Origin of the sequence: Novosphingobium sp. 17-62-19 (genome assembly GCF_002256775.1) — a bacterium.
In the GTDB taxonomy this organism is placed as follows: Bacteria; Pseudomonadota; Alphaproteobacteria; order Sphingomonadales; family Sphingomonadaceae; genus Novosphingobium.
This window is the reverse complement of the sequence record NZ_NCII01000066.1, coordinates 1-17,854: the sequence shown is the minus strand read 5'-3', so window position 1 is coordinate 17,854 and position 17,854 is coordinate 1. Positions and strand designations below refer to the sequence as shown.

Here is a 17,854-nt window from a genome sequence, read left to right as displayed (position 1 = left end):
ATTGAGCAGGTTCCGCATAGCCACGCGGTTCATGTGGACATGGACAAGGTTCATGCGATTGACCACACGACCGCTGAAATGCTTACCGAATGGCTTTCGCGCCGCCGCTTGCGTGGCAATGACGTGAAGGTGACCGGCCCGGCACCGATCTTGAAATCGCTGGCCCACGCCGCCTGAGGCTCGCGCCTGAAAGCAAACATCTGCTGGCCGGGGATCTCAGTCCCTGGCCAGTTTTTGTTTTCACCAAGCCGGTGTTGGCGCTCAGCGCTCGCCACAAACCCGCAAGACGCGCCTGTTGCCAAATGGCAGCACTAATCATGCGTGAAGAGGTCTCGGATAAAAATTATCTTGCAGTGCAGCAAATGCCGATGATAAGCATTTGGCTCTACCACGATGGATGCCCCCAGAGAGGCATTTGCGCGGTGGACGCAGGTGGAACGTGATAATCCTATTCAGGGAGCGTTCCGTATGAAGACCCGTCTGGCCGCCGCAGTGGCCCCCGTCGCCCTCGCTTTGCTTGCGACTCCGGCATTCGCGCAGGATGAAGAATCCAGCCCCATCACCGTTTCGGGCAGCGCTGCGCTCGCCTCTGACTACCGCTTCCGCGGCGTTTCGATGACCGACAAGGAAATGGCTGTTCAGGCTGGCGTTACCGTCGCCCATGAAAGCGGCTTCTATGTCGGCACCTGGGGTTCGAACCTCGCCGGTTGGGGCACCTTCGCTGGTTCCAACATGGAACTCGACATCATCGGTGGCTACAAGGCTGATCTGGGTGGCGTGGCGGTTGACGTCGGCCTGACCTGGTACATGTATCCGGGCGGTCTTGATAACACCGACTTTGCAGAACCCTACATCAAGGTTTCGGGCGCTGCTGGCCCCGCCAACCTGCTCGTCGGCGTTGCCTATGCGCCCAAGCAGGAAGCGCTTGGCCAGTGGTACAATTCGGGCGCCTCGGCTTCGACCGGCATCTATGACAATCCCGGTGCCAAGGCCGACAACTTCTACATCTGGGGTGATGCTTCGACCTCGATCCCCGACACTGGCCTGACGCTGAAGGGCCACCTTGGTTACACCAAGGGCGGCAACAAGGGCCTTGGACCTCAAGGAACGTCGGTTTCGCCTACCGGCGAATACCTCGACTGGCTGATCGGCGCTGACTATGCGCTGGGCAATGTCACGCTCGGCGTCGCCTATGTCGATACCGACCTCAGCCCGGCTGACTACAACTACCTGACGCCGAACTTCTCCTCCACCAAGGATGGTTCGAACATCGCAGGCTCGCGCGTAGTGGTTTCGGCCACCGTCGCGTTCTGATCCTGCCAAAACGACACTGACGACCGGGAAACCGGCAATCCAAAGGCCCCCGTTCCGAAAGGAGCGGGGGCTTTTCGTGTCATTGCGCCCTAAATTCGCCGGTCAAACACGGCGTGACCCGATCTGAGACGATAGAGCACTGACGGCTTGTTTGCGCCCGCCATACGGCGCTTCTCACCGGTATCTTCAAGGAAGTTGCGCTCCATTGCCTTGCGACGGAACGCGTCGGCATTCAGGCGCTCGCCCAGTGCAATTTCGTAAACCTCGTGAAGGTCGGCCAGCGTGAACACGCTGGGCAAAAGGCGTGCGGGCAGATCGGAATAAGCACCCTTTCCGCGCAGCCGTTCAAGCGCGGCGGCAAGGATGCGGTCATGGTCAAACGGCATTCCCGTTGCCGCATCAACCGGTGTCAGGTGCAGACCGTGATCGAGTGCGGGTTGCAAGCACTCTATTGGAGACAGCGAGAAATAGACCACACTTGCCGACCATCCGCGCGGATCACGGTCTGGCCCGGAAAAGGTCGAAAGCTGCTCGACATAAAGATCGGCCAGCCCCGCCTTTGCGTGCAGAACACGGCGCGCCGCAGCACCAAGGTGCGCGTCCTCATCGGTGTGGACAAAGCCCCCGATCAGCGCAGGACAGCCAGCAAACGGCTCAGCCTCGCGCAGGGTGCGCAGCACACAAAGCTGCCCGTCGCGCAGTGTCAGCGGGACGATATCTACGGTGAGGATTGGGTGTAACATAAACTGCATCTTGCATCTTATCGATAAACATGCAAAATGAATTTTATTGAGTCGCAAGACGTGGAGTGAGCAGTGGCACAGGCGATAAAGGCAACGGCAGCGGATTTCGGCGTGTTTATCGGGCGTTTCCAGCCACTGCACATCGGGCACGAACACGTTATCCGGCAGGCGCTTGCACAGGTGAACCGGTTGATCGTGCTGGTGGGTTCGTCCAACCGCGCCCGCGATCCGCGCAATCCCTTCACTTTTGCCGAACGTGAAGAAATGATTGCCGCAGTCTTTGCAGGCGAAATGGCTGAAGGCCGCTTGATCGTGGAGCCGCTTGGCGATCATCCCTATTCGGACACCGCATGGGTGGCAGAGGCGCAGCGCCGAGTGAACAGGATCGTGCTGGAGGAGGGCAACGGGGGCGGGTTCCACGCGCTTGGCCTGAACGATTTCCGCGTGGCGCTGGCAGGCTATGCCAAGGATGCCAGCTCCTATTACTTGCAGTTGTTCCCGCAGTGGGAACGGCTGGCCATCGACAACCAGTTCGGCACTTTCAGCGCAAGCGACGTGCGCGCACGTCTGTTCCGCCGTATTCCCGAAGTGCCCGTCTCGATCCTTTCGGGCGGAGTGGCGCAATGGTTGCAGGCCTTCACGCTGGGCGATCCGTTCCGCGCCCTGCTGGAGGAGGCGGAATACCTTGCCGCCTATCCGGCACAGTGGGGCAATGGTCCGTTCGTCACTGCCGATGCAGTGGTGGTGCAGGCAGGCCATGTGTTGCTGGTGGAGCGTGGGCGCTTGCCGGGCAAAGGACTTCTGGCATTGCCCGGCGGTTTCGTGGGCGCGGACGAGCGTATTCGCGATGCGGCGATCCGCGAACTGCGTGAGGAAACCGCACTAGCCGATGAGGCGGGTGAAATCGCGCCCGAAGTGCTGGCTGGCTTTATCGACGACCGCCGTACTTGCGTGTTCGATGCACCAGATCGGAGTTTGCGCGGAAGGATCGTGACGCACGCTTTCCTGATGCGCCTGCCCGACCGGGGCGATCTGTTCAGCGTGAAAGGTGGAGACGATGCCGCGTACGCGCGCTGGTTCCGGCTGGCGGACCTGACACCGCAAATGCTGTTCGAGGATCACTGGGCGATCATCGAACAGATGGCCGAAATGTGAACTTGGGGGACGATCCATGACCAACATGATCCTGGCGACAGACAGCTATAAACACAGCCACTTCCTGCAATACCCGCCCGAAGCGCGGGTTATCAGTGCTTACATCGAAGCACGGCTGAATGATTTTTCGGATCAGGTGCTGTTCTTCGGGCTGCAACCATTCCTGCTTGACTACCTTGGCACGCCGGTCAGCGCAGCCGATGTGGACGAGGCCGAGGCGATCTGCGCAGCACACGGTGTACCCTTCAACCGCACCGGCTGGGACGCCATTGTGCGCGATCATGGCGGGTTCCTGCCCATCGCGATCAGCGCCTTGCCCGAAGGCACCATCGTGCCTGCCGGTGTGCCGCTGTTGCAGGTGGAAAACACGGACGAGCGCATACCGTGGCTGCCCACTTTCATCGAAACCGCGCTGCTGCGTGCGATCTGGTATCCCACCACGGTCGCCACGCTCAGTCGGAAATGCAAGGCGACCATCCGCGCCGGGTTGGTCAAAACCTCGGACGATGTTGCCGGGCAGCTGCCGTTCAAACTCCATGATTTCGGCGCGCGCGGTACATCCAGCGGTGAAAGCGCAGGCCTTGGCGGCATGGCGCATCTGGTGAACTTCATGGGCACTGATACGCTGGAGGGAATCATGGCGGCACGGCGCTATTATGGCGCGGACATGGCGGGCTTCTCCATCCCCGCCGCCGAACACAGCACCATGACCAGCTGGGGGCGGACGCGCGAGGAAGCGGCCTATGCCAACATGCTCGACCGGTTCGAGGGCGAGGGGAATATCGTGGCGGTGGTGTCCGACAGCTATGATCTAGACGCTGCTCTGACCGAAATCTGGGGCGGAACCTTGCGCGAGAAAGTGCGCACCCGGCAGGGCACGCTGGTGGTGCGGCCCGACAGCGGCGACCCCATCGAAACACCGCTGCGCACCGTGCGCACGCTTTGGGAGAAGTTCGGCGGTACGGTGAACGCCAAGGGCTTCCGCGTGCTTGATCCGCACGTGCGCGTGATTCAGGGCGATGGAATGACCATCACCACCATCGCGCGGCTGGTCGATCGGATGATCGCGGAAGGCTTTGCCATCGACAACATCGCCTTCGGCATGGGCGGCGGCCTGTTGCAGCAGGTCAACCGTGATACCCTGCGTTTTGCGATGAAGGCCAATGCATTGCGTGATGCCGATGGAGTGTGGCGCGACGTTGCCAAGACGCCCGCCACCGACCCCGCCAAGGGCAGCAAGGCCGGAAGGCAGGCCGTTGTCCGTGAAGGCGGGCGTCTGGTCGCCGCGCGCCGGCACGCGGTCGATCTGGCGCACGATGAACTTGTGCCGGTGTGGCGCAATGGCGAACTGCTGGTCCGCCACAGCTTTGCCGAAGTGCGCGAACGGGCGGAGGAGGCCTGACCCCACCCGTCAGAACGAAACCTCGCTGCCATCCCATGCCAGCAGTTTGCCGCTCTGTGCCGGGGTAAGCCCGTTGATCACCTCCAGCAGGTGCCGTGCCGAGCGTTCGGGCGAGAACAGCTTTCCGCTCGGCACGCCGCGCTGGAAGGGTGCCGACAGCGGCGTGTCCACCGTGCCGGGATGCAGTGTTACCGCCACGGCAGCGGGGTTCGTTCGGCCAAGCTCTATCGCAAAGTTGCGCACCATCATGTTGAGCGCGGCCTTGGATGCACGGTAACTGTGCCACCCACCCATGCGGTTGTCGCTGATCGAACCGACCCGGGCAGATATGGCGGCGAAGACCGGTCGTCCCTCCTTGCGCAGTAGCGGCAGCGTGTGTTTGGCGATCAGTGCAGGGCCGATGGCGTTCACCGCAAACATTTCGGCCATGCCGCCAGCATCCAGCGCGCGCCACGATTTCTCCGGCCCGGTGCCGTCCGCACGCACCAGCCGCCCGGTAGCGACGATGACCAGATCGAGCGGCGCGGCGATCGCGGTGCAGGCGTCAGCTATCGAAACCTCGTCGGTCAGATCAAACCGATGCGCCGTCATTTTCGGACCGTCGGGAAGCGCGCCGCGCGCCAGCACATGCACCTCGGCCACATCGTCCCGTGCGGCCAACTGGCTGGCAATCGCCGCACCGATGCCGCCGCTGGCACCGAACACGGCGCATCTCAAAGGGTCAGTCATAGCCGTCGTTCATGGAGTGCCAAACGCCGTCCGTCGATATGTCCCAAGGCACTGCGCTGTATTGCAGGCATAAGGCAGCTTGCACGAGGGCGCGCGACATACCATGTTGTTCAGCGCCCCAACACGAAAGCTGGACTGACAATGGCCTCTACGCCCACCGAGACCGCGACGATGACCCCGATCACGCTGACCCCGCCCGATCCGGTGCCAGTGGTCGCGCCCGCGCAGGCCGCAGGACTGGTCCCGGTGTCGGAAGAGAACCGCTCAAAGCTTGAGGCCAAGGTCGATGCCTTCGTCGCCGATCTGATCGCGGTCGATGCGCAAAGTCCTGAATTCGGCAAGAAGGTCGATCAGCTGACCAACATGGGCCGCAAGGAAATTGCGCAGGCCGCGGGCATGGCCAACCGCTTCCTCGATCGCCCGATCCGCGCGATGGACAAGGACAGCGGCGTGGGGTCCGATCTGGCCGCGCTGCGCCGCACGGTGGAAGAACTCGATCCGGGCAAGCAGGGCAAGCTGTCCACCGGGCGCAAGATCCTTGGGATCATCCCCTTCGGCAACAGCATGAAGAAGTATTTCGACGGCTATGTCTCGGCACAGGGGCATATCAAGGCGATTCTTGAACGACTTGCATCGGGCAAGGACGAGCTGTTGATGGACAATGCCGCCATCGATGTTGAGCGTGGCAAGCTGTGGGAAGCGATGGGCAATCTGGAACAGATGATCCACATTTCCAACACGCTCGACGCCAAGCTGGAAGAAGCCGCCGCCGATCTTGATCATACCGATCCGGTCAAGGCCAAGGCCGTGCGGGAGAGCGCGCTGTTCTACACCCGCCAGCGCACGCAGGACCTGCTGACCCAGATGGCCGTCACGGTGCAGGGTTATCTCGCGCTCGATCTGGTGAAAAAGAACAACGTAGAACTGGTCAAGGGCGTGGACCGCGCCAGCACCACCACTGTGGCGGCGCTGCGCACCGCCGTGACCGTGGCGCAGGCGATGACCAACCAGCGGCTGGTGCTGCAACAGATCACCGCGCTCAACACCACCACCGCCAACATGATTGATTCCACCGGCAAGCTGCTGCGCGAACAAACCGGCAAGATTCACGAGATGGCCGCATCCAGCACGATCCCGCTGGAAACGCTGCAGCGTGCTTTCCAGAACATCTATGACACGATGGACACGATCGACACGTTCAAGCTGAAGGCGCTGGATTCGATGAAGCAGACCGTCACCACGCTTTCGGGCGAGGTCGAAAAGTCGAAGGGCTACATCGCACGCGCCGAAGGTGCATCGCAGGCCAAAATGGCCGGGCCGGAAACTTCACCTTTGCTGACGTTGGAGGGCTGAGCCGCCGATGGCCAATTCCCCGGCACACGAAAGCGACCGTATCCTTGCCTCGGCGGGCCAATCGCTCGCCAACAACCGCGCAGGCGGCCGGCGCAGCATCGGGCAGCGCTCGGCCGAACTGAAGCGCCAGCACATCGGCAAGAAAGCCGCGCGCATGGCGATGGCGGTGGGTGTGATCATGGTCGCCGCGATGGCTGCCGGTCTGGTGCTCGATGGCATCGGCTTTACCGGCGTGATGATCCTCGCGCTGTCGATCGTGGCCGCGCTGTGGTTCTTTGCCACGTTTCCGAAGATGAAAGTGCCCGCCCTTTCCGCGCTCAACACCGGCGATGTGCGCACGATGGTTGGCCGCACCGAACTGTGGCTTGAGGCGCAGCGCCCCGCGCTGCCTGCGCCTGCCGTCCAACTGGTCGATCAGATCGGCGTGCAGCTTGATGGGCTGGGCGTGCAGCTTGAAGGCATTGACCCGTCTGAACCTGCCGTTGCCGAAGTGCGCAAACTGGTGGGCGAACATCTGCCCGGCATGGTGGAAAGCTACCGCAAAATCCCGCAGCACCTGCGCCGCGAAGAGCGCGGCGGGCGCAATGCCGATCAGCAACTGGCCGATGGTCTTGGCAAGATCAGCACCGAAATCGACACGATCACCCGCCAGCTTGCCTCGGGCGATATCGATGCGCTGGCCGTGCGTGGCCGCTTTCTGGACTATCGCTATGGCGAAGGGTTAGAGGCGGCGCCTCAACTGGAAGCACCGAAAGCCCCCTGATGCGCATTGCCATTCCCCACTCGCTTGACCGCGATGAAGCCCGCAAACGCCTGCGCGAAAAAGCTGCACGTGCCGCCGATAAGGCCGATGGCATGGCAAGCGTCACCACCAGTTTCACCGACGATGACCACATGATCATGAGTGTCACCTCAATGGGCTACACCATTGATTGCGGTGTGGAACTGGCGGAAAAGGAACTGGTGGTTGAAGTGGACCTCCCCGCCAGCCTCGGCTTTGCCAAACGCATGATCGAAGGCGTGATCCGCGAAAAGAGCGGGAAGTTGCTGTCGTAAGCTACCCGTTCGAAAAACCGTCATCCTGAACTTGTTTAGCTACGCTGGCCTTCGGCTCAGGATCCATCGATCCGCGTAAACCGAAGCATGGACCCTGAAACAAGTTGGCGTTTATTCCGTTCGCATACGGTCTTCCAATCTTCGTCACCCCGGACTTGATCCGGGGTCCATTTCTCGACCTAGAGCCTTGGTCTGATTGGCGAAATGGATCCTGAGCCGAAGGCCAGCGTAGCTAAACAAGTTCAGGATGACGATAATGTAGTTACGTTGCCGAGTGGGAGAATCGCCAGACAAGTTCAGGGTGACGAGGCTCATATTTCTGCTGTCGCCACGCAGCCTCAAATATCCTTGCGCTCAAGCTCCAGCAATTCCTGCGGCAATCGCAGCGAATTGGCGGCAATCCGCGTTTCCAGCAGCAGGTAAACCAGCGCCACCATCAGCAGGCCAATCGCCAGCGAGAAGATGATGCCGGTGGTATTGCGCAGCTCCATCCCGGTCATTTCGCCCACAAACAACGATCCGACCGTCACGCCGATCGCCAGGCCAGACAGCACCAACAGCAACAATGCCCGCCCGATCAGGTGGATGCGCCGGTCGACATAGCGCAGCTCGATCACCACCACGTCATGCTCGCGCCCAGTGGTCGCTGCATGATGCCCCTGCAATGTGCGTGACCTGTCCACAATGCGGCCCAGCCGCGTCGTCAGGATGTTCATGATGTTGCCGATGGCCACGAGCACAAAGACAGGGGCCAGCGCGAGCTGGATGGTCTGCGCGATCACGCCGGTGTTTCCGTCAGTCATGGCAAAGCTTTGCCACGGCACGCTGCGGCGCGGCAAGCGCGAACCCCCAGCATACGTCTTCGCTGCGGGTTCAGCCCGTCAAAACCACATCCGCAGCCCAACCACCGCGCTCACTTGCGAGGCCTGCTCTCCATCCATCCGCGCCAGACGCGCGGTTTCGCCCAGTTTGCGCTCCCAATGCACGCCCACATAAGGCGCAAACTCACGGTCGAATTCATACCGCATCCGCGCGCCGAGTTCGATTTTCTCGAACCCCGCGCCAATCCCCAGTTCCGGCACGTCCTGCGCCGCAGCGTCGATTTCCACCGATGGTTGCAGGATCAGCCGCTGGGTCAACCGCATGTCGTGCTCGGCTTCCAGCCTGAAATGCACATCGCCCTTGTTTGAAACAAACGCATGAGCGCCCACTTCGAACCAGTAAGGGGCCAGCCCCTCCACGCCAATCACGCCATAGGTGCGGTCCGGCCCTTCACCAAAATCCTGCCGTGCACCCAGTTCAAAGTTCCACCAAGGATCGAGCGCGTGCCGCCATGCGGCGCGCACTTCGCCCGTTTCCAGCGATTCGCCAAACGCGCCTTCACCCTCGGTTTCAAACGATAGCCGGTCGATGTCGCCACCAACCCAGCCCATCACCTGCCAAGCATAGCCATCCTTGCCATTGCGGGGCCGGTATTCCAGCCGGTCTGCGATCAAGGCATTGCCGTAGAATGCACCTTCCTTCGAAAGTGCGGCGCGCGCGGCGGCCATGCGTTGACGGTCCCAGAACTGGTCGGCGGGATGGTCGGTCGGCACAGGCGGTGGCGGGGCGTTGCCCACTTCGCTGTCCGCCACGGCAGACGGCATGGCATGGCCCATGTCATGGCCCGCGTGCGGATCAGCCTCTTGTGCCACGGCAGGCACAGCTGCCAGCAGCGCCACGGCGAGAATCGCGCGCCTCATGCCGCATCCTCCCCGGCACGCACCGTCACAACCCGCATCATCCCGGCGTGCATATGCAGCAGCATGTGGCAATGAAACGCCCAGTCCCCCTCGGCATCGGCGGTCAGATCAAAGCTCGCCTTGCCGCCCGGCAGCACATTGACGGTATGCTTGCGCGGACGGTGGCCTGGCTCCCCGGTCACCAGTTCAAAGAAGTGGCCGTGCAGGTGGATCGGGTGGGGCATCATCGTGTGGTTGATCAGGTTCACCCGCACCCGTTCGCCCATGCGGAACGGGATCGGCTCCGCCCCGCCCGAAATCGTCTCGCCATCGATGGACCACATATAGCGTTCCATGTTGGCAGTCAGGTTCACGTCAAGCTGGCGGGTCGGCGTGCGCGGATCGGGGTTCGGTGTGCGGGACCGCAACTGCGCATAAGTCAGCACGCGATGCTCTGCATCCTCAAGCCCGGTCGGCTTGTCGGCCAGCCGGTCAGCAGGCATAGGGGAAATCGTCGCCACACCCGGCCCCGGCTTGACGCCGGGCGCCAGTGAAAGATCACGCATTTTCATGGAGTGGCCCTCCATGCTTTCATTGGCGGGCTTGGACAGGTCGATCTCGCCGCCGGTCCCCATATCCATCCCGCTCATATCCATGCCCATGTCACGCATGTTCAGGATCGGGCGGGCGCGGCGCGGCGGGATCGCACCCGCCATGCCGATCTGCGGGGCTAAGGTGGCGCGGACCATGCCGGACCGGTCAATGGCCTCGGCAATGATCCCGAATGCTGCGTTTTCAGCGGGTTGCACGATCACGTCATAGGTCTCGGCAATGCCGATCTGGAACTCGTCGGTTTCCACCGGTTGCACATCGCAGCCATCGGCAGCCACCACCTTCATCGGCAGGCCGGGAATGCGCAGGTTGAAGTTGGTCATCGACGAGGCATTGATGATCCGCAGCTTCACCCGCTCACCGGGGCGGAACAGCGCGGTCCAGTTGGCCATGCTGTCGTGCCCGTTGATAACATAGGAATAAGTGGCGCCGGTCACGTCCGAAATGTCGGTCGCATCCATGCGCATCTTCGCCCATTCAAGCCGGTCCTTCAGGCTTTGATCCTTGCCTTTCAGCAGCCCGCCCACGGTCTGGCGCTGCCAGTTGTAGTAGCCGCCCATCGTCTTGAGATTACTCAATTGTTTGTGCGGATCGACAGGACTCCAATCCGCCAGCACCAGCACATATTCGCGGTCAAACGGCGCGGTGGTGTCCGGTTCCGCCGGGTCGATCACGATAGGGCCATAAAGCCCCACAGCCTCCTGCATTCCCGAATGCGAATGATACCAGAACGTGCCCGAATGGAGGATCGGGAACTCATACGTAAAAGTCTCGCCCGGATCGATGCCGGGGAAGGACAGGCCGGGCACGCCGTCCATCTGGAATGGCACCAGCAGCCCGTGCCAGTGGATGGAACTCTGTTCTTTCAACGTGTTGGTCACCGCAATCCGCACCCGCTGCCCTTCGCGCAGCCGGATCAGCGGGGCCGGGATCGATCCGTTTACGGCAATAGCAGAGGCCGAACGCTCGCCCACGCCAAACGTCGCTGCGCCAATGCTCAAGGCAATGTTTTCGCCCGATAAAGTGCCGCCGGAATTGCGACCCGCCAGCGGCCCACCGTGGCGCGAATGGCCCCCATGCCCCTATTGCGCCCAGGCGGGGAAAAGCGGCGTTGCGGCCAGCGCGCCCGCTCCGGCAAGGAGGCGGCGGCGGTTGAGGAGAAGCGTGTTGTCCATTGCCTGCTGATACGCAAGGTTTGGCGCTATCCCTCAAGAATTGCGGACAATTTCTGTCGCGCGCGGTAGATTCTTGTTTCCACGGCCTTTTCTGAAAGGCCCAGCACTTGGGCGGTCTCGGCCATGCTCATGCCTTCCAGACGGCACAGGATCAGCGGGTCTTTGAGATTGGCGGGCAGGGCGGCCACGGCAGCGGAAATGCGCGCCAGTTCACGCGCAGAAATTGCTGCGGATTCAGGGTCTTGCCACTCGTCCGCAACATGGATCGCCTCGTCCAGCGGCTTGGCCATGCGGAACAGGCGACGCACCGCGCGCCGTCTTGCCCAATCGCGGCACTTGTTGATCGCAATGCGTATCAACCACGCGCGGAAGGGGCGGTCTGGATCGAATTTGTTCAGCGAAGCGAAGGCTGAGATGAACGTCTCCTGGCAAACGTCCATCGCCTCGCCCTCATCGCCGGTGTGATGGCGAGCGATGCGGTAAACCGCCTCGCGATGCCGCGTCATCAATTCGCTGTACGAAGGCTGGTGTTGCCCAAGCGCGCGCAGGACCAGATCGCGGTCAGTTGCGGGCGCTTTGGTGTCGTTCATGTGCGTCTAGGTGCTGTTAGGTGCATCTAGGTATTGTTCGGACTTGTCAGCGCGCGCGCGATTTCCCGGTCAAAAATCGCCTGTTGCGAAGGGGTTAGCACGCTTCTCATGGCAAACACGTGCGCCAGGGTTGCTTTTTGCAAATCCCCCATCGCCATGTGCGACGCATCGACCGCAGCGCTTACTTTCGGGCCGATTTTCTGCTCAGCCTCGATCGCGCGGGCGAGCGCCATGTTGGATTCCCGAAGCTGCGCGTCGAGCGCCGTGCGCGTGTTGGAGAAGTCCTTCTCAAGCTGGTCGATTTTCGTCTGCTGCTCTGCCGTAAGGTCCAGCCGGTCATGCATCAACTGGTGCAATTCGCTGCCGTGCCGTGCGGGCATCAGCCCCCGCGCAAAGTGGCTGGCGGCAAGCGCGACGGCAGCAGACAGGACTGCCACCAGAACGTAACGCAGGGCAGGCGCCATCAATCGGCCAACAAGTGCGAGGGAGCGCCCTGCGGGACGCCGAACAGCGGCTCGGCCTGTGCGGGGGCGGAGGGGGCGACCGACCCGACAATACCCACCACGGCGGCGGCGGCTACGGCCAGCACCATGCCGCGCCGCGCGGTCGTTTGTTCACGATGCCGGGCAAGACCTTGGAATACCTCGCTTTCCAGCGCAGCGAGTGCTGGAGGCGGGACTTTGGTGGCGAGTGCGCCGAGAAGATCGTCGATGTCTGCCATCGCAGGCTTGGTCCTTGGTTACGAGCAGTTGTATTACGCGCGTGATGGGGCAATCCCTCAACACAAATTTTGACCTGACGTGAGGGATTGCCCGAAACCTTGCGTAAACCCGGCAAGATCCCAAGCCGAAAGGACTTTTCATGCGTCGATTCGCTCTCCTTGCCGCCCCGGCCCTTGCATTGCTTGCGCTGCCCGGCGCGGCCTTTGCGCATCCCAAGCTGGTGTCTGCCAGCCCCGCAGCGAACACGGCGGTAGCCAAGCCTACCAAGCTGACGCTGACCTTTTCCGAAAACCTTGTTGGCCCACTTTCGGGCATCGAACTGGTGATGACCGGAATGCCCGGCATGGCCAACCACGCGCCCATGCCGATCAAGGGGTTCAAGAGCGAGGCCAAGGGCAAGGTCCTGACCGTCACCCTGCCACGCGCGCTGCCCGCCGGAACTTATAGCCTCAAGTGGCACGCCGTGGCCGGTGACCAGCATCGCATCGAAGGGCAATACGCCTTCACCGTTCGCTAAACCCTTGGAAACGGGGGCACTTATCGCGGCGCGGGCAGTGGCGTATAGCGCGCTGCTGCTTGTTGCCGGACTGCCGTTGCAGGCGCTGGCCGGTGGGCGCTCGCTATCTGGCCGGATGCGTGCTGCGCTTGTCGTTCTTGCGCTATTGGCCGGAGCGGCATCCGTATGGTGGGCGCTGGAAAGCGTGGCCGCGATGGTGGGCTTGCCACTGGCCGAGCTTGACCAGCCGACTGCAGAGGCCGTGCTGGCAGCAACGCCACTGGGCGCGGTGATGGAATGGCGGCTGACCGCGCTGGCTTGCGTGATCGTGGCGGCAATCGTTCCGCTGAAATTGCTGCGACTGCCGGTCATCGCGCTGGCAGGCGCGGTGGCGCTGTGTTCGATGGCGCTGACCGGCCATGCCGGGGCGAGTGAATGGGCGCTGCATCACTGGGCTGATGGGCTGCACCTGATTGCGGCGGGGTTGTGGATTGGAGCGCTGGCAGCGTTTTTAGGCGATGCAGTTTTCGGCAAGGCCGATGTTCTGGGGCTTGCCCGGTTCGCACGGACAGGCAGCGTGGCGGTGGCGGTGCTGGTGCTGACCGGAGCGATCAACACGCTGGCCATCGCCGGTTTTCCACCGGTCTGGCAAAGCCGCTGGATGGGTTTGCTCGGTGTGAAGATCGCGCTGTTCGGGCTGATGCTGGCGCTGGCGGCGGGCAATCGCTGGCGCATCGTGCCAGCACTGGAACGCGGAGAGGCCGGGGCAGAAGCGCGATTGCAGCGTTCGCTTTTGCTGGAATTCATGGCCGGACTCGGCGTGGTTCTCATCGTCGCCATGCTGGGCGTGCTCGATCCGGCGGAATGAGACCAAATGGCAACAAAGAATTCCCGCATGGGCGCTTGACCGACGGCGGCTTTCGCTTAGCTCTCGTGTCTCTGCAATCTACGGGAGAGTGCGAATGTTCAGCCATGTGATGGTGGGCGCCGACGATATCGACGCTGCCAAGACGTTCTACGACGCCACGTTCAAGGCCTTTGGCGGGCCGGAAGCGATTACCGATCCCAAGGGACGGCTGATCTATCAGCACAATGGCGGGCTGTTCATCGTGACCAAGCCGATCAATGGTGAGCCGTCCTGAGCCGTCCTGTGGCGCGAACGGCGGAACCATCGGTTTCCGCATGAGCCCGGAACAGGCCGATGCCTGGCACGCAGCAGGCGTGGCCGCTGGTGGCACGGCTTGCGAAGATCCGCCGGGACCGCGCGAAGGTTCGCCCTACTACCTCGCCTATTTGCGCGATCCGGCTGGCAACAAGCTGTGCGCATTGGACATCATCGCCTGATGACACTCGAAACGGTCTCTACGAGCAAGGCGCACGGCGGAACGCTGGGCGTTTATAAGCATGAGTCCGCCGCGACGGGGACGGGAATGACCTTTTCGGTCTTCCTGCCCCCTCAGGCGGTTGATGGTGCCAAGCTGCCAGTGCTGGTCTATCTTTCGGGTCTCACCTGCACCCACGCCAACGTTACCGACAAGGGCGAATATCGCCGTGTTTGTGCGGAACTGGGCATCGTCTTCGTTGCGCCCGATACCTCGCCGCGCGGCGAGGGTGTGGCTGATGACGCGGACGCGGCCTATGATTTCGGGCTGGGTGCGGGGTTCTATGTGAACGCAACGCAGGAGCCGTTTGCGCAGCACTACCGCATGTGGGATTACATCGCCGATGAACTGCCCGCGCTGCTGGGAGAGCATTTCCCGGTCGATCTCGATCGCATGGGCATTTCCGGCCATTCGATGGGCGGGCACGGCGCGCTGACGCTGGGGCTGACCTATCCTGAGAGATTCAAGTCATTGTCTGCCTTTGCGCCGATCGTGGCGCCGGGGCAGGTGCCGTGGGGCCACAAGGCGCTGGGCGGCTATCTTGGCGATGACCGTGCGGCATGGCGCAAGCACGATGCGGTGGCGCTGATCGAGGATGGCAAGCGGCCTGCGGGCGCTGTGCTGGTGGATCAGGGTGAGGCGGACGGTTTCCTTGCGGAACAGCTTCGGCCAGAACTGCTGGATGCGGCGTGCAAGGCGGCAGGCGTTGACCTGACGCTGCGGTTGCAGCCGGGGTATGACCACAGCTACAATTTCATCTCGACGTTTATGGACGACCATATCCGCTGGCACGCGGAGCGGTTGTAGGGTTCCATAATCCTCCCTGATTTTCCGTTAGGACAATCGGGGAGGGGGACCGCCAGCGGAGCTGGTGGTGGAGGGGTAAGAGAAAGAACCCCTCCGTCATTCGCTGGTGCGAATGCCACCTCCCCGTTTGCGCTTCGCGAAAACAGGGAGGATTTATGGGTGATTACCGCACGTCCTTGGCCACAGCATCCAGCACGCCGTTGACGAACTTGGCCTCGCGCTCTTCGAAGAAGGCGTGGGCGACATCGACGTATTCGGTGATGACGGTGGCGATGGGGACGTCCTTGCGGGCCATCAGTTCGTAGCTGCCAGCGCGCAGGATCTGCAGCATGGTCTTGTCCAGCCGGGCGAGCGACCAGCCCTTGGCCAGTTTGGCCGAGAGCATCAGGTCGATCTCGTTGCGGCGGGCATCGACGCCCTTCACCAGATCGTCGAAGAAGGGAACGTCGGCCTTGAGGTATTCTACGTCCTCGATCTCTGCCCCCAGACGGTGCTGGTGGAATTCATCGAGCAGCAGGTGAAGTTGGGTCTGCTCCATGTCGATCTGATAGAGCGCCTGCACGGCGGCGAGGCGCGATGCGCCGCGGGCTTTTCCTGAAATCTGGGTCATAGCCCGAGCCTCAATTCGATGGAGCGGGCGTGGGCGGCAAGGCCCTCGGCCTCGGCAAGGGCGATGGCGGCGGGGCCAACGGCGGCAAGCGCCGCGTCAGAGGCCGCGATAAAGCTGGTGCGTTTCATGAAATCCAGAACGGAAAGGCCCGAGGAAAAGCGCGCGCGGCGCCCGGTGGGCAGGACGTGGTTTGGCCCGGCTACGTAATCGCCGACGGCTTCGGGGGTCATGCGGCCAAGGAAGACCGAACCGGCGTGGCGGATGCGGTCAAACAGGCTTTGCGGATCGTCGGTGGCGATTTCCACGTGTTCAGCAGCCAGCGCATTGGCGAGCGCGGGAGCCTCGTCGAGCGAATCGACGACGATGATGACGCCGTGGTTGTCCCAGCTGGCCTTGGCAACGCGCGCGGTTGGGAGCATCGCGATTTCGACGCCGATCATGTCTGCCACCTGATCGGCAAAGGCGGCATCATCGGTGATGAGGATGGATTGCGCGACGGGATCATGCTCGGCCTGGCTAAGCAGGTCTGCGGCGATCCACTGCGGATCGTTCCTGGCATCGGCAATCACGAGGATTTCGGAAGGCCCGGCGACCATATCGATACCGACCACGCCGAAAAGCTGGCGCTTGGCTTCGGCGACCCATGCGTTGCCGGGGCCGGTGATAACATCGACCGGCTTGATGCGCTGCGTGCCATAGGCGAGCGCGGCCACGGCCTGTGCGCCGCCCACGCGCCACACTTCATCCGCGCCTGCAAGATGCGCGGCGGCAAGGACGAGCGGGTTGGCTTCACCCTTGGGGGTGGGGGTGACGACGACGAGGCGTTCCACGCCCGCGACCTTGGCGGGGATGGCGTTCATCAGCAGCGAGGAGGGGTAAGACGCGCGGCCGCCGGGAACATAGAGGCCTGCGCCGTCCACCGCGGTCCAGCGTGCGCCGAGGCGCATTCCGGTTTCGTCGGTGTAGTCGCGGTCTTCGGGCAATTGCGCGGCGTGATAGGCGCGGATGCGCTGTGCGGCGAGTTCGAGCGCGGCGCGCAGATCGGGTTTCAGCGCATCGAAGGCTTCGCGGCAGTCTTCGGGGCTGATGCGCCATGCGTCTTCGGCGGGGCTGTGGCCATCGAACTTGGCGGTATATTCGGCCAAGGCTTCATCGCCGCGCAGGCGCACGTCTTCGATGATGGTCTGGACATCGCGAGCGACACCTTCGTCACTCTCGCGCCGGTCCTTTACCAGACGGGCAAAAGCGCGCGCGAAATCGGGATCGCTGGACTTGAGGCGAAGCATCAGGCGGCTTCCTTTTCCGCAACAAGCGCGCGGAAGGCATCGACCAGCGCGCCGAGGCGGGCGCTGTCAGTCTTCAAGGCGGCGCGGTTGACGATCAGGCGGGCCGAGACGGGCAGGATCTGGCTGGTTTCGACCAGACCGTTTTCCTTGAGCGTGCGGCCGGTGGAGACGAGATCGACGATGCGGCTGGCAAGGCCGAGCGAGGGGGCAAGCTCCATCGCGCCGTTCAGCTTCACCACCTCTGCCTGTACGCCCAGCTTTTCGAAGTGGCGGCGGGTGAGGTTGGGATATTTGGTGGCGACGCGGGCGTGGCTTTCGCGCGCATTGGCGCCGGATTCGACCATGGCGACCGGTTCTGCCACCGACAGGCGGCAGTGGCCGATGTTGAGGTCTACAGGTGCGTAAAGGTCTGCGTAGTCGAATTCGTCGATCACATCCGAGCCGACGACGCCTGCGTGGGCTGCGCCGTGGGCCACGAAGGTTGCCACATCGAACGCGCGGACGCGGATGATCTTTACATCGGGCCGGTTGGTGGCGAAGGAGAGGGCGCGCGAGGCCTTGTTGAAGAAATCGGCCTCTGGCACGATACCGGCTTTCTCGAGCAGGGGCAGAGCCTCTTCGAGAATGCGGCCCTTGGGCAGGGCGAAGACGAGCGGTGCGGCGGTGGTCATAACCCGCCGCCCTTATGGCACAGCAGCGCA

The 17,854-nt window shown here is 62.6% G+C and carries 19 protein-coding genes and 2 pseudogenes; 10 read left to right on the top strand and 11 right to left on the bottom strand.

Annotation, left to right across the window (positions count from 1 at the left end):
* Window positions 1–468 precede the first annotated feature (468 nt).
* Window positions 469–1,314: a TorF family putative porin gene (locus B7X90_RS12515; protein WP_292624934.1), complete on the top strand. Its 846-nt coding sequence runs from the start codon at window positions 469–471 to the stop codon at window positions 1,312–1,314.
* A gap of 89 nt (window positions 1,315–1,403) precedes the next feature.
* Here the strand turns inward: B7X90_RS12515 and B7X90_RS12510 are convergent, their stop codons facing one another.
* The gene (locus B7X90_RS12510; RefSeq protein ID WP_292624932.1) at window positions 1,404–2,057 is read right to left on the bottom strand and encodes an NUDIX hydrolase; all 654 of its coding nucleotides are present in this window, start codon (window positions 2,055–2,057) and stop codon (window positions 1,404–1,406) included.
* 72 nt (window positions 2,058–2,129) lie between these two features.
* On the opposite strand from B7X90_RS12510, the gene B7X90_RS12505 reads away from it, so the two are divergent.
* Both B7X90_RS12505 and B7X90_RS12500 read left to right on the top strand, forming a co-directional pair.
* Complete coding sequence (locus B7X90_RS12505) at window positions 2,130–3,212, top strand: NUDIX domain-containing protein (RefSeq protein WP_292624930.1); 1,083 nt, start codon at window positions 2,130–2,132, stop codon at window positions 3,210–3,212.
* A gap of 16 nt (window positions 3,213–3,228) precedes the next feature.
* Window positions 3,229–4,614, top strand: a complete 1,386-nt coding sequence (locus B7X90_RS12500; RefSeq protein WP_292624928.1) for a nicotinate phosphoribosyltransferase — start codon at window positions 3,229–3,231, stop codon at window positions 4,612–4,614.
* A gap of 9 nt (window positions 4,615–4,623) precedes the next feature.
* Here B7X90_RS12500 and B7X90_RS12495 read toward each other — a convergent pair whose 3' ends face one another.
* Complete coding sequence (locus B7X90_RS12495; protein ID WP_292624926.1) at window positions 4,624–5,343, bottom strand: SDR family NAD(P)-dependent oxidoreductase; 720 nt, start codon at window positions 5,341–5,343, stop codon at window positions 4,624–4,626.
* A gap of 141 nt (window positions 5,344–5,484) precedes the next feature.
* On the opposite strand from B7X90_RS12495, the gene B7X90_RS12490 reads away from it, so the two are divergent.
* From B7X90_RS12490 to B7X90_RS12480, 3 genes are read left to right on the top strand one after another with little or no spacing between them, the layout of a single operon-like run.
* Complete coding sequence (locus B7X90_RS12490; RefSeq protein ID WP_292624924.1) at window positions 5,485–6,696, top strand: toxic anion resistance protein; 1,212 nt, start codon at window positions 5,485–5,487, stop codon at window positions 6,694–6,696.
* A gap of 7 nt (window positions 6,697–6,703) precedes the next feature.
* On the top strand, window positions 6,704–7,459 hold the full coding sequence (locus B7X90_RS12485) for a hypothetical protein (RefSeq protein WP_292624923.1): 756 nt from the start codon (window positions 6,704–6,706) through the stop codon (window positions 7,457–7,459).
* Window positions 7,459–7,752 carry a polyhydroxyalkanoic acid system family protein gene (locus tag B7X90_RS12480; RefSeq protein ID WP_292624921.1) on the top strand — a complete coding sequence of 98 codons (294 nt, stop codon included), beginning with the start codon at window positions 7,459–7,461 and terminating at the stop codon, window positions 7,750–7,752. Before B7X90_RS12485 ends, B7X90_RS12480 begins: the two co-directional genes overlap by 1 nt.
* A gap of 338 nt (window positions 7,753–8,090) precedes the next feature.
* Here the strand turns inward: B7X90_RS12480 and B7X90_RS12475 are convergent, their stop codons facing one another.
* The 6 genes and pseudogenes from B7X90_RS12475 to B7X90_RS12450 form a co-directional block, all read right to left on the bottom strand.
* Window positions 8,091–8,555, bottom strand: coding sequence for a DUF2721 domain-containing protein (locus tag B7X90_RS12475; protein ID WP_292624919.1), 465 nt, complete (start codon window positions 8,553–8,555; stop codon window positions 8,091–8,093).
* Between the two features lie 78 nt (window positions 8,556–8,633).
* Complete coding sequence (locus B7X90_RS12470) at window positions 8,634–9,494, bottom strand: copper resistance protein B (protein WP_292624917.1); 861 nt, start codon at window positions 9,492–9,494, stop codon at window positions 8,634–8,636.
* Window positions 9,491–11,260: pseudogene (locus B7X90_RS12465) on the bottom strand (copper resistance system multicopper oxidase). Before B7X90_RS12465 ends, B7X90_RS12470 begins: the two are co-directional and overlap by 4 nt.
* A 26-nt stretch (window positions 11,261–11,286) precedes the next feature.
* A complete protein-coding gene (locus tag B7X90_RS12460) occupies window positions 11,287–11,850 on the bottom strand; it encodes an RNA polymerase sigma factor (protein ID WP_292624915.1) in 564 nt (187 codons plus the stop codon).
* A gap of 26 nt (window positions 11,851–11,876) precedes the next feature.
* The gene (locus tag B7X90_RS12455; RefSeq protein WP_292624913.1) at window positions 11,877–12,314 is read right to left on the bottom strand and encodes a periplasmic heavy metal sensor; all 438 of its coding nucleotides are present in this window, start codon (window positions 12,312–12,314) and stop codon (window positions 11,877–11,879) included.
* Window positions 12,314–12,571, bottom strand: coding sequence for a hypothetical protein (locus B7X90_RS12450; protein ID WP_292624911.1), 258 nt, complete (start codon window positions 12,569–12,571; stop codon window positions 12,314–12,316). The genes B7X90_RS12455 and B7X90_RS12450 overlap by 1 nt, the downstream gene beginning before the upstream one ends.
* A gap of 140 nt (window positions 12,572–12,711) precedes the next feature.
* Between B7X90_RS12450 and copC the strand changes: the two genes are divergently transcribed.
* The 4 genes and pseudogenes from copC (at window position 12,712) to fghA (ending at window position 15,257) form a co-directional block, all read left to right on the top strand.
* The gene (copC, locus tag B7X90_RS12445) at window positions 12,712–13,089 is read left to right on the top strand and encodes a copper homeostasis periplasmic binding protein CopC (protein WP_292624909.1); all 378 of its coding nucleotides are present in this window, start codon (window positions 12,712–12,714) and stop codon (window positions 13,087–13,089) included.
* Window positions 13,090–13,126: 37 nt separating this feature from the next.
* Complete coding sequence (locus tag B7X90_RS12440; RefSeq protein WP_292624907.1) at window positions 13,127–13,936, top strand: CopD family protein; 810 nt, start codon at window positions 13,127–13,129, stop codon at window positions 13,934–13,936.
* 94 nt (window positions 13,937–14,030) lie between these two features.
* Window positions 14,031–14,412 (top strand): annotated as a pseudogene (locus tag B7X90_RS12435) (VOC family protein).
* Entirely contained in the window at window positions 14,412–15,257 is an 846-nt protein-coding gene (gene fghA, locus B7X90_RS12430) for an S-formylglutathione hydrolase (RefSeq protein WP_292624894.1), read from the top strand. Before B7X90_RS12435 ends, fghA begins: the two are co-directional and overlap by 1 nt.
* Before the next feature lie 163 nt (window positions 15,258–15,420).
* On the opposite strand, the gene nusB is transcribed toward fghA, so the two are convergent.
* The 3 genes from nusB to hisG are packed head-to-tail and all read right to left on the bottom strand — an operon-like array spanning window position 15,421 to window position 17,824.
* Window positions 15,421–15,867: a transcription antitermination factor NusB gene (nusB, locus tag B7X90_RS12425; RefSeq protein ID WP_292624892.1), complete on the bottom strand. Its 447-nt coding sequence runs from the start codon at window positions 15,865–15,867 to the stop codon at window positions 15,421–15,423.
* Complete coding sequence (gene hisD, locus B7X90_RS12420; RefSeq protein WP_292624890.1) at window positions 15,864–17,153, bottom strand: histidinol dehydrogenase; 1,290 nt, start codon at window positions 17,151–17,153, stop codon at window positions 15,864–15,866. Before hisD ends, nusB begins: the two co-directional genes overlap by 4 nt.
* Window positions 17,153–17,824, bottom strand: coding sequence for an ATP phosphoribosyltransferase (gene hisG / locus B7X90_RS12415; RefSeq protein ID WP_292624889.1), 672 nt, complete (start codon window positions 17,822–17,824; stop codon window positions 17,153–17,155). Before hisG ends, hisD begins: the two co-directional genes overlap by 1 nt.
* Window positions 17,825–17,854: the final 30 nt, after the last annotated feature.

What these genes read in the sequence shown, in the direction of transcription:
- B7X90_RS12515 (WP_292624934.1), top strand. Translation starts at nt 469, where the DNA reads ATGAAGACCCGTCTGGCCGCCGCAGTGGCCCCCGTCGCCCTCGCTTTG.
- B7X90_RS12510 (WP_292624932.1), bottom strand. Translation starts at nt 2,057, where the DNA reads ATGTTACACCCAATCCTCACCGTAGATATCGTCCCGCTGACACTGCGC.
- B7X90_RS12500 (WP_292624928.1), top strand. Translation starts at nt 3,229, where the DNA reads ATGACCAACATGATCCTGGCGACAGACAGCTATAAACACAGCCACTTC.
- B7X90_RS12495 (WP_292624926.1), bottom strand. Translation starts at nt 5,343, where the DNA reads ATGACTGACCCTTTGAGATGCGCCGTGTTCGGTGCCAGCGGCGGCATC.
- B7X90_RS12490 (WP_292624924.1), top strand. Translation starts at nt 5,485, where the DNA reads ATGGCCTCTACGCCCACCGAGACCGCGACGATGACCCCGATCACGCTG.
- B7X90_RS12485 (WP_292624923.1), top strand. Translation starts at nt 6,704, where the DNA reads ATGGCCAATTCCCCGGCACACGAAAGCGACCGTATCCTTGCCTCGGCG.
- B7X90_RS12480 (WP_292624921.1), top strand. Translation starts at nt 7,459, where the DNA reads ATGCGCATTGCCATTCCCCACTCGCTTGACCGCGATGAAGCCCGCAAA.
- B7X90_RS12475 (WP_292624919.1), bottom strand. Translation starts at nt 8,555, where the DNA reads ATGACTGACGGAAACACCGGCGTGATCGCGCAGACCATCCAGCTCGCG.
- B7X90_RS12470 (WP_292624917.1), bottom strand. Translation starts at nt 9,494, where the DNA reads ATGAGGCGCGCGATTCTCGCCGTGGCGCTGCTGGCAGCTGTGCCTGCC.
- B7X90_RS12460 (WP_292624915.1), bottom strand. Translation starts at nt 11,850, where the DNA reads ATGAACGACACCAAAGCGCCCGCAACTGACCGCGATCTGGTCCTGCGC.
- B7X90_RS12455 (WP_292624913.1), bottom strand. Translation starts at nt 12,314, where the DNA reads ATGGCGCCTGCCCTGCGTTACGTTCTGGTGGCAGTCCTGTCTGCTGCC.
- B7X90_RS12450 (WP_292624911.1), bottom strand. Translation starts at nt 12,571, where the DNA reads ATGGCAGACATCGACGATCTTCTCGGCGCACTCGCCACCAAAGTCCCG.
- copC (WP_292624909.1), top strand. Translation starts at nt 12,712, where the DNA reads ATGCGTCGATTCGCTCTCCTTGCCGCCCCGGCCCTTGCATTGCTTGCG.
- fghA (WP_292624894.1), top strand. Translation starts at nt 14,412, where the DNA reads ATGACACTCGAAACGGTCTCTACGAGCAAGGCGCACGGCGGAACGCTG.
- nusB (WP_292624892.1), bottom strand. Translation starts at nt 15,867, where the DNA reads ATGACCCAGATTTCAGGAAAAGCCCGCGGCGCATCGCGCCTCGCCGCC.
- hisD (WP_292624890.1), bottom strand. Translation starts at nt 17,153, where the DNA reads ATGCTTCGCCTCAAGTCCAGCGATCCCGATTTCGCGCGCGCTTTTGCC.
- hisG (WP_292624889.1), bottom strand. Translation starts at nt 17,824, where the DNA reads ATGACCACCGCCGCACCGCTCGTCTTCGCCCTGCCCAAGGGCCGCATT.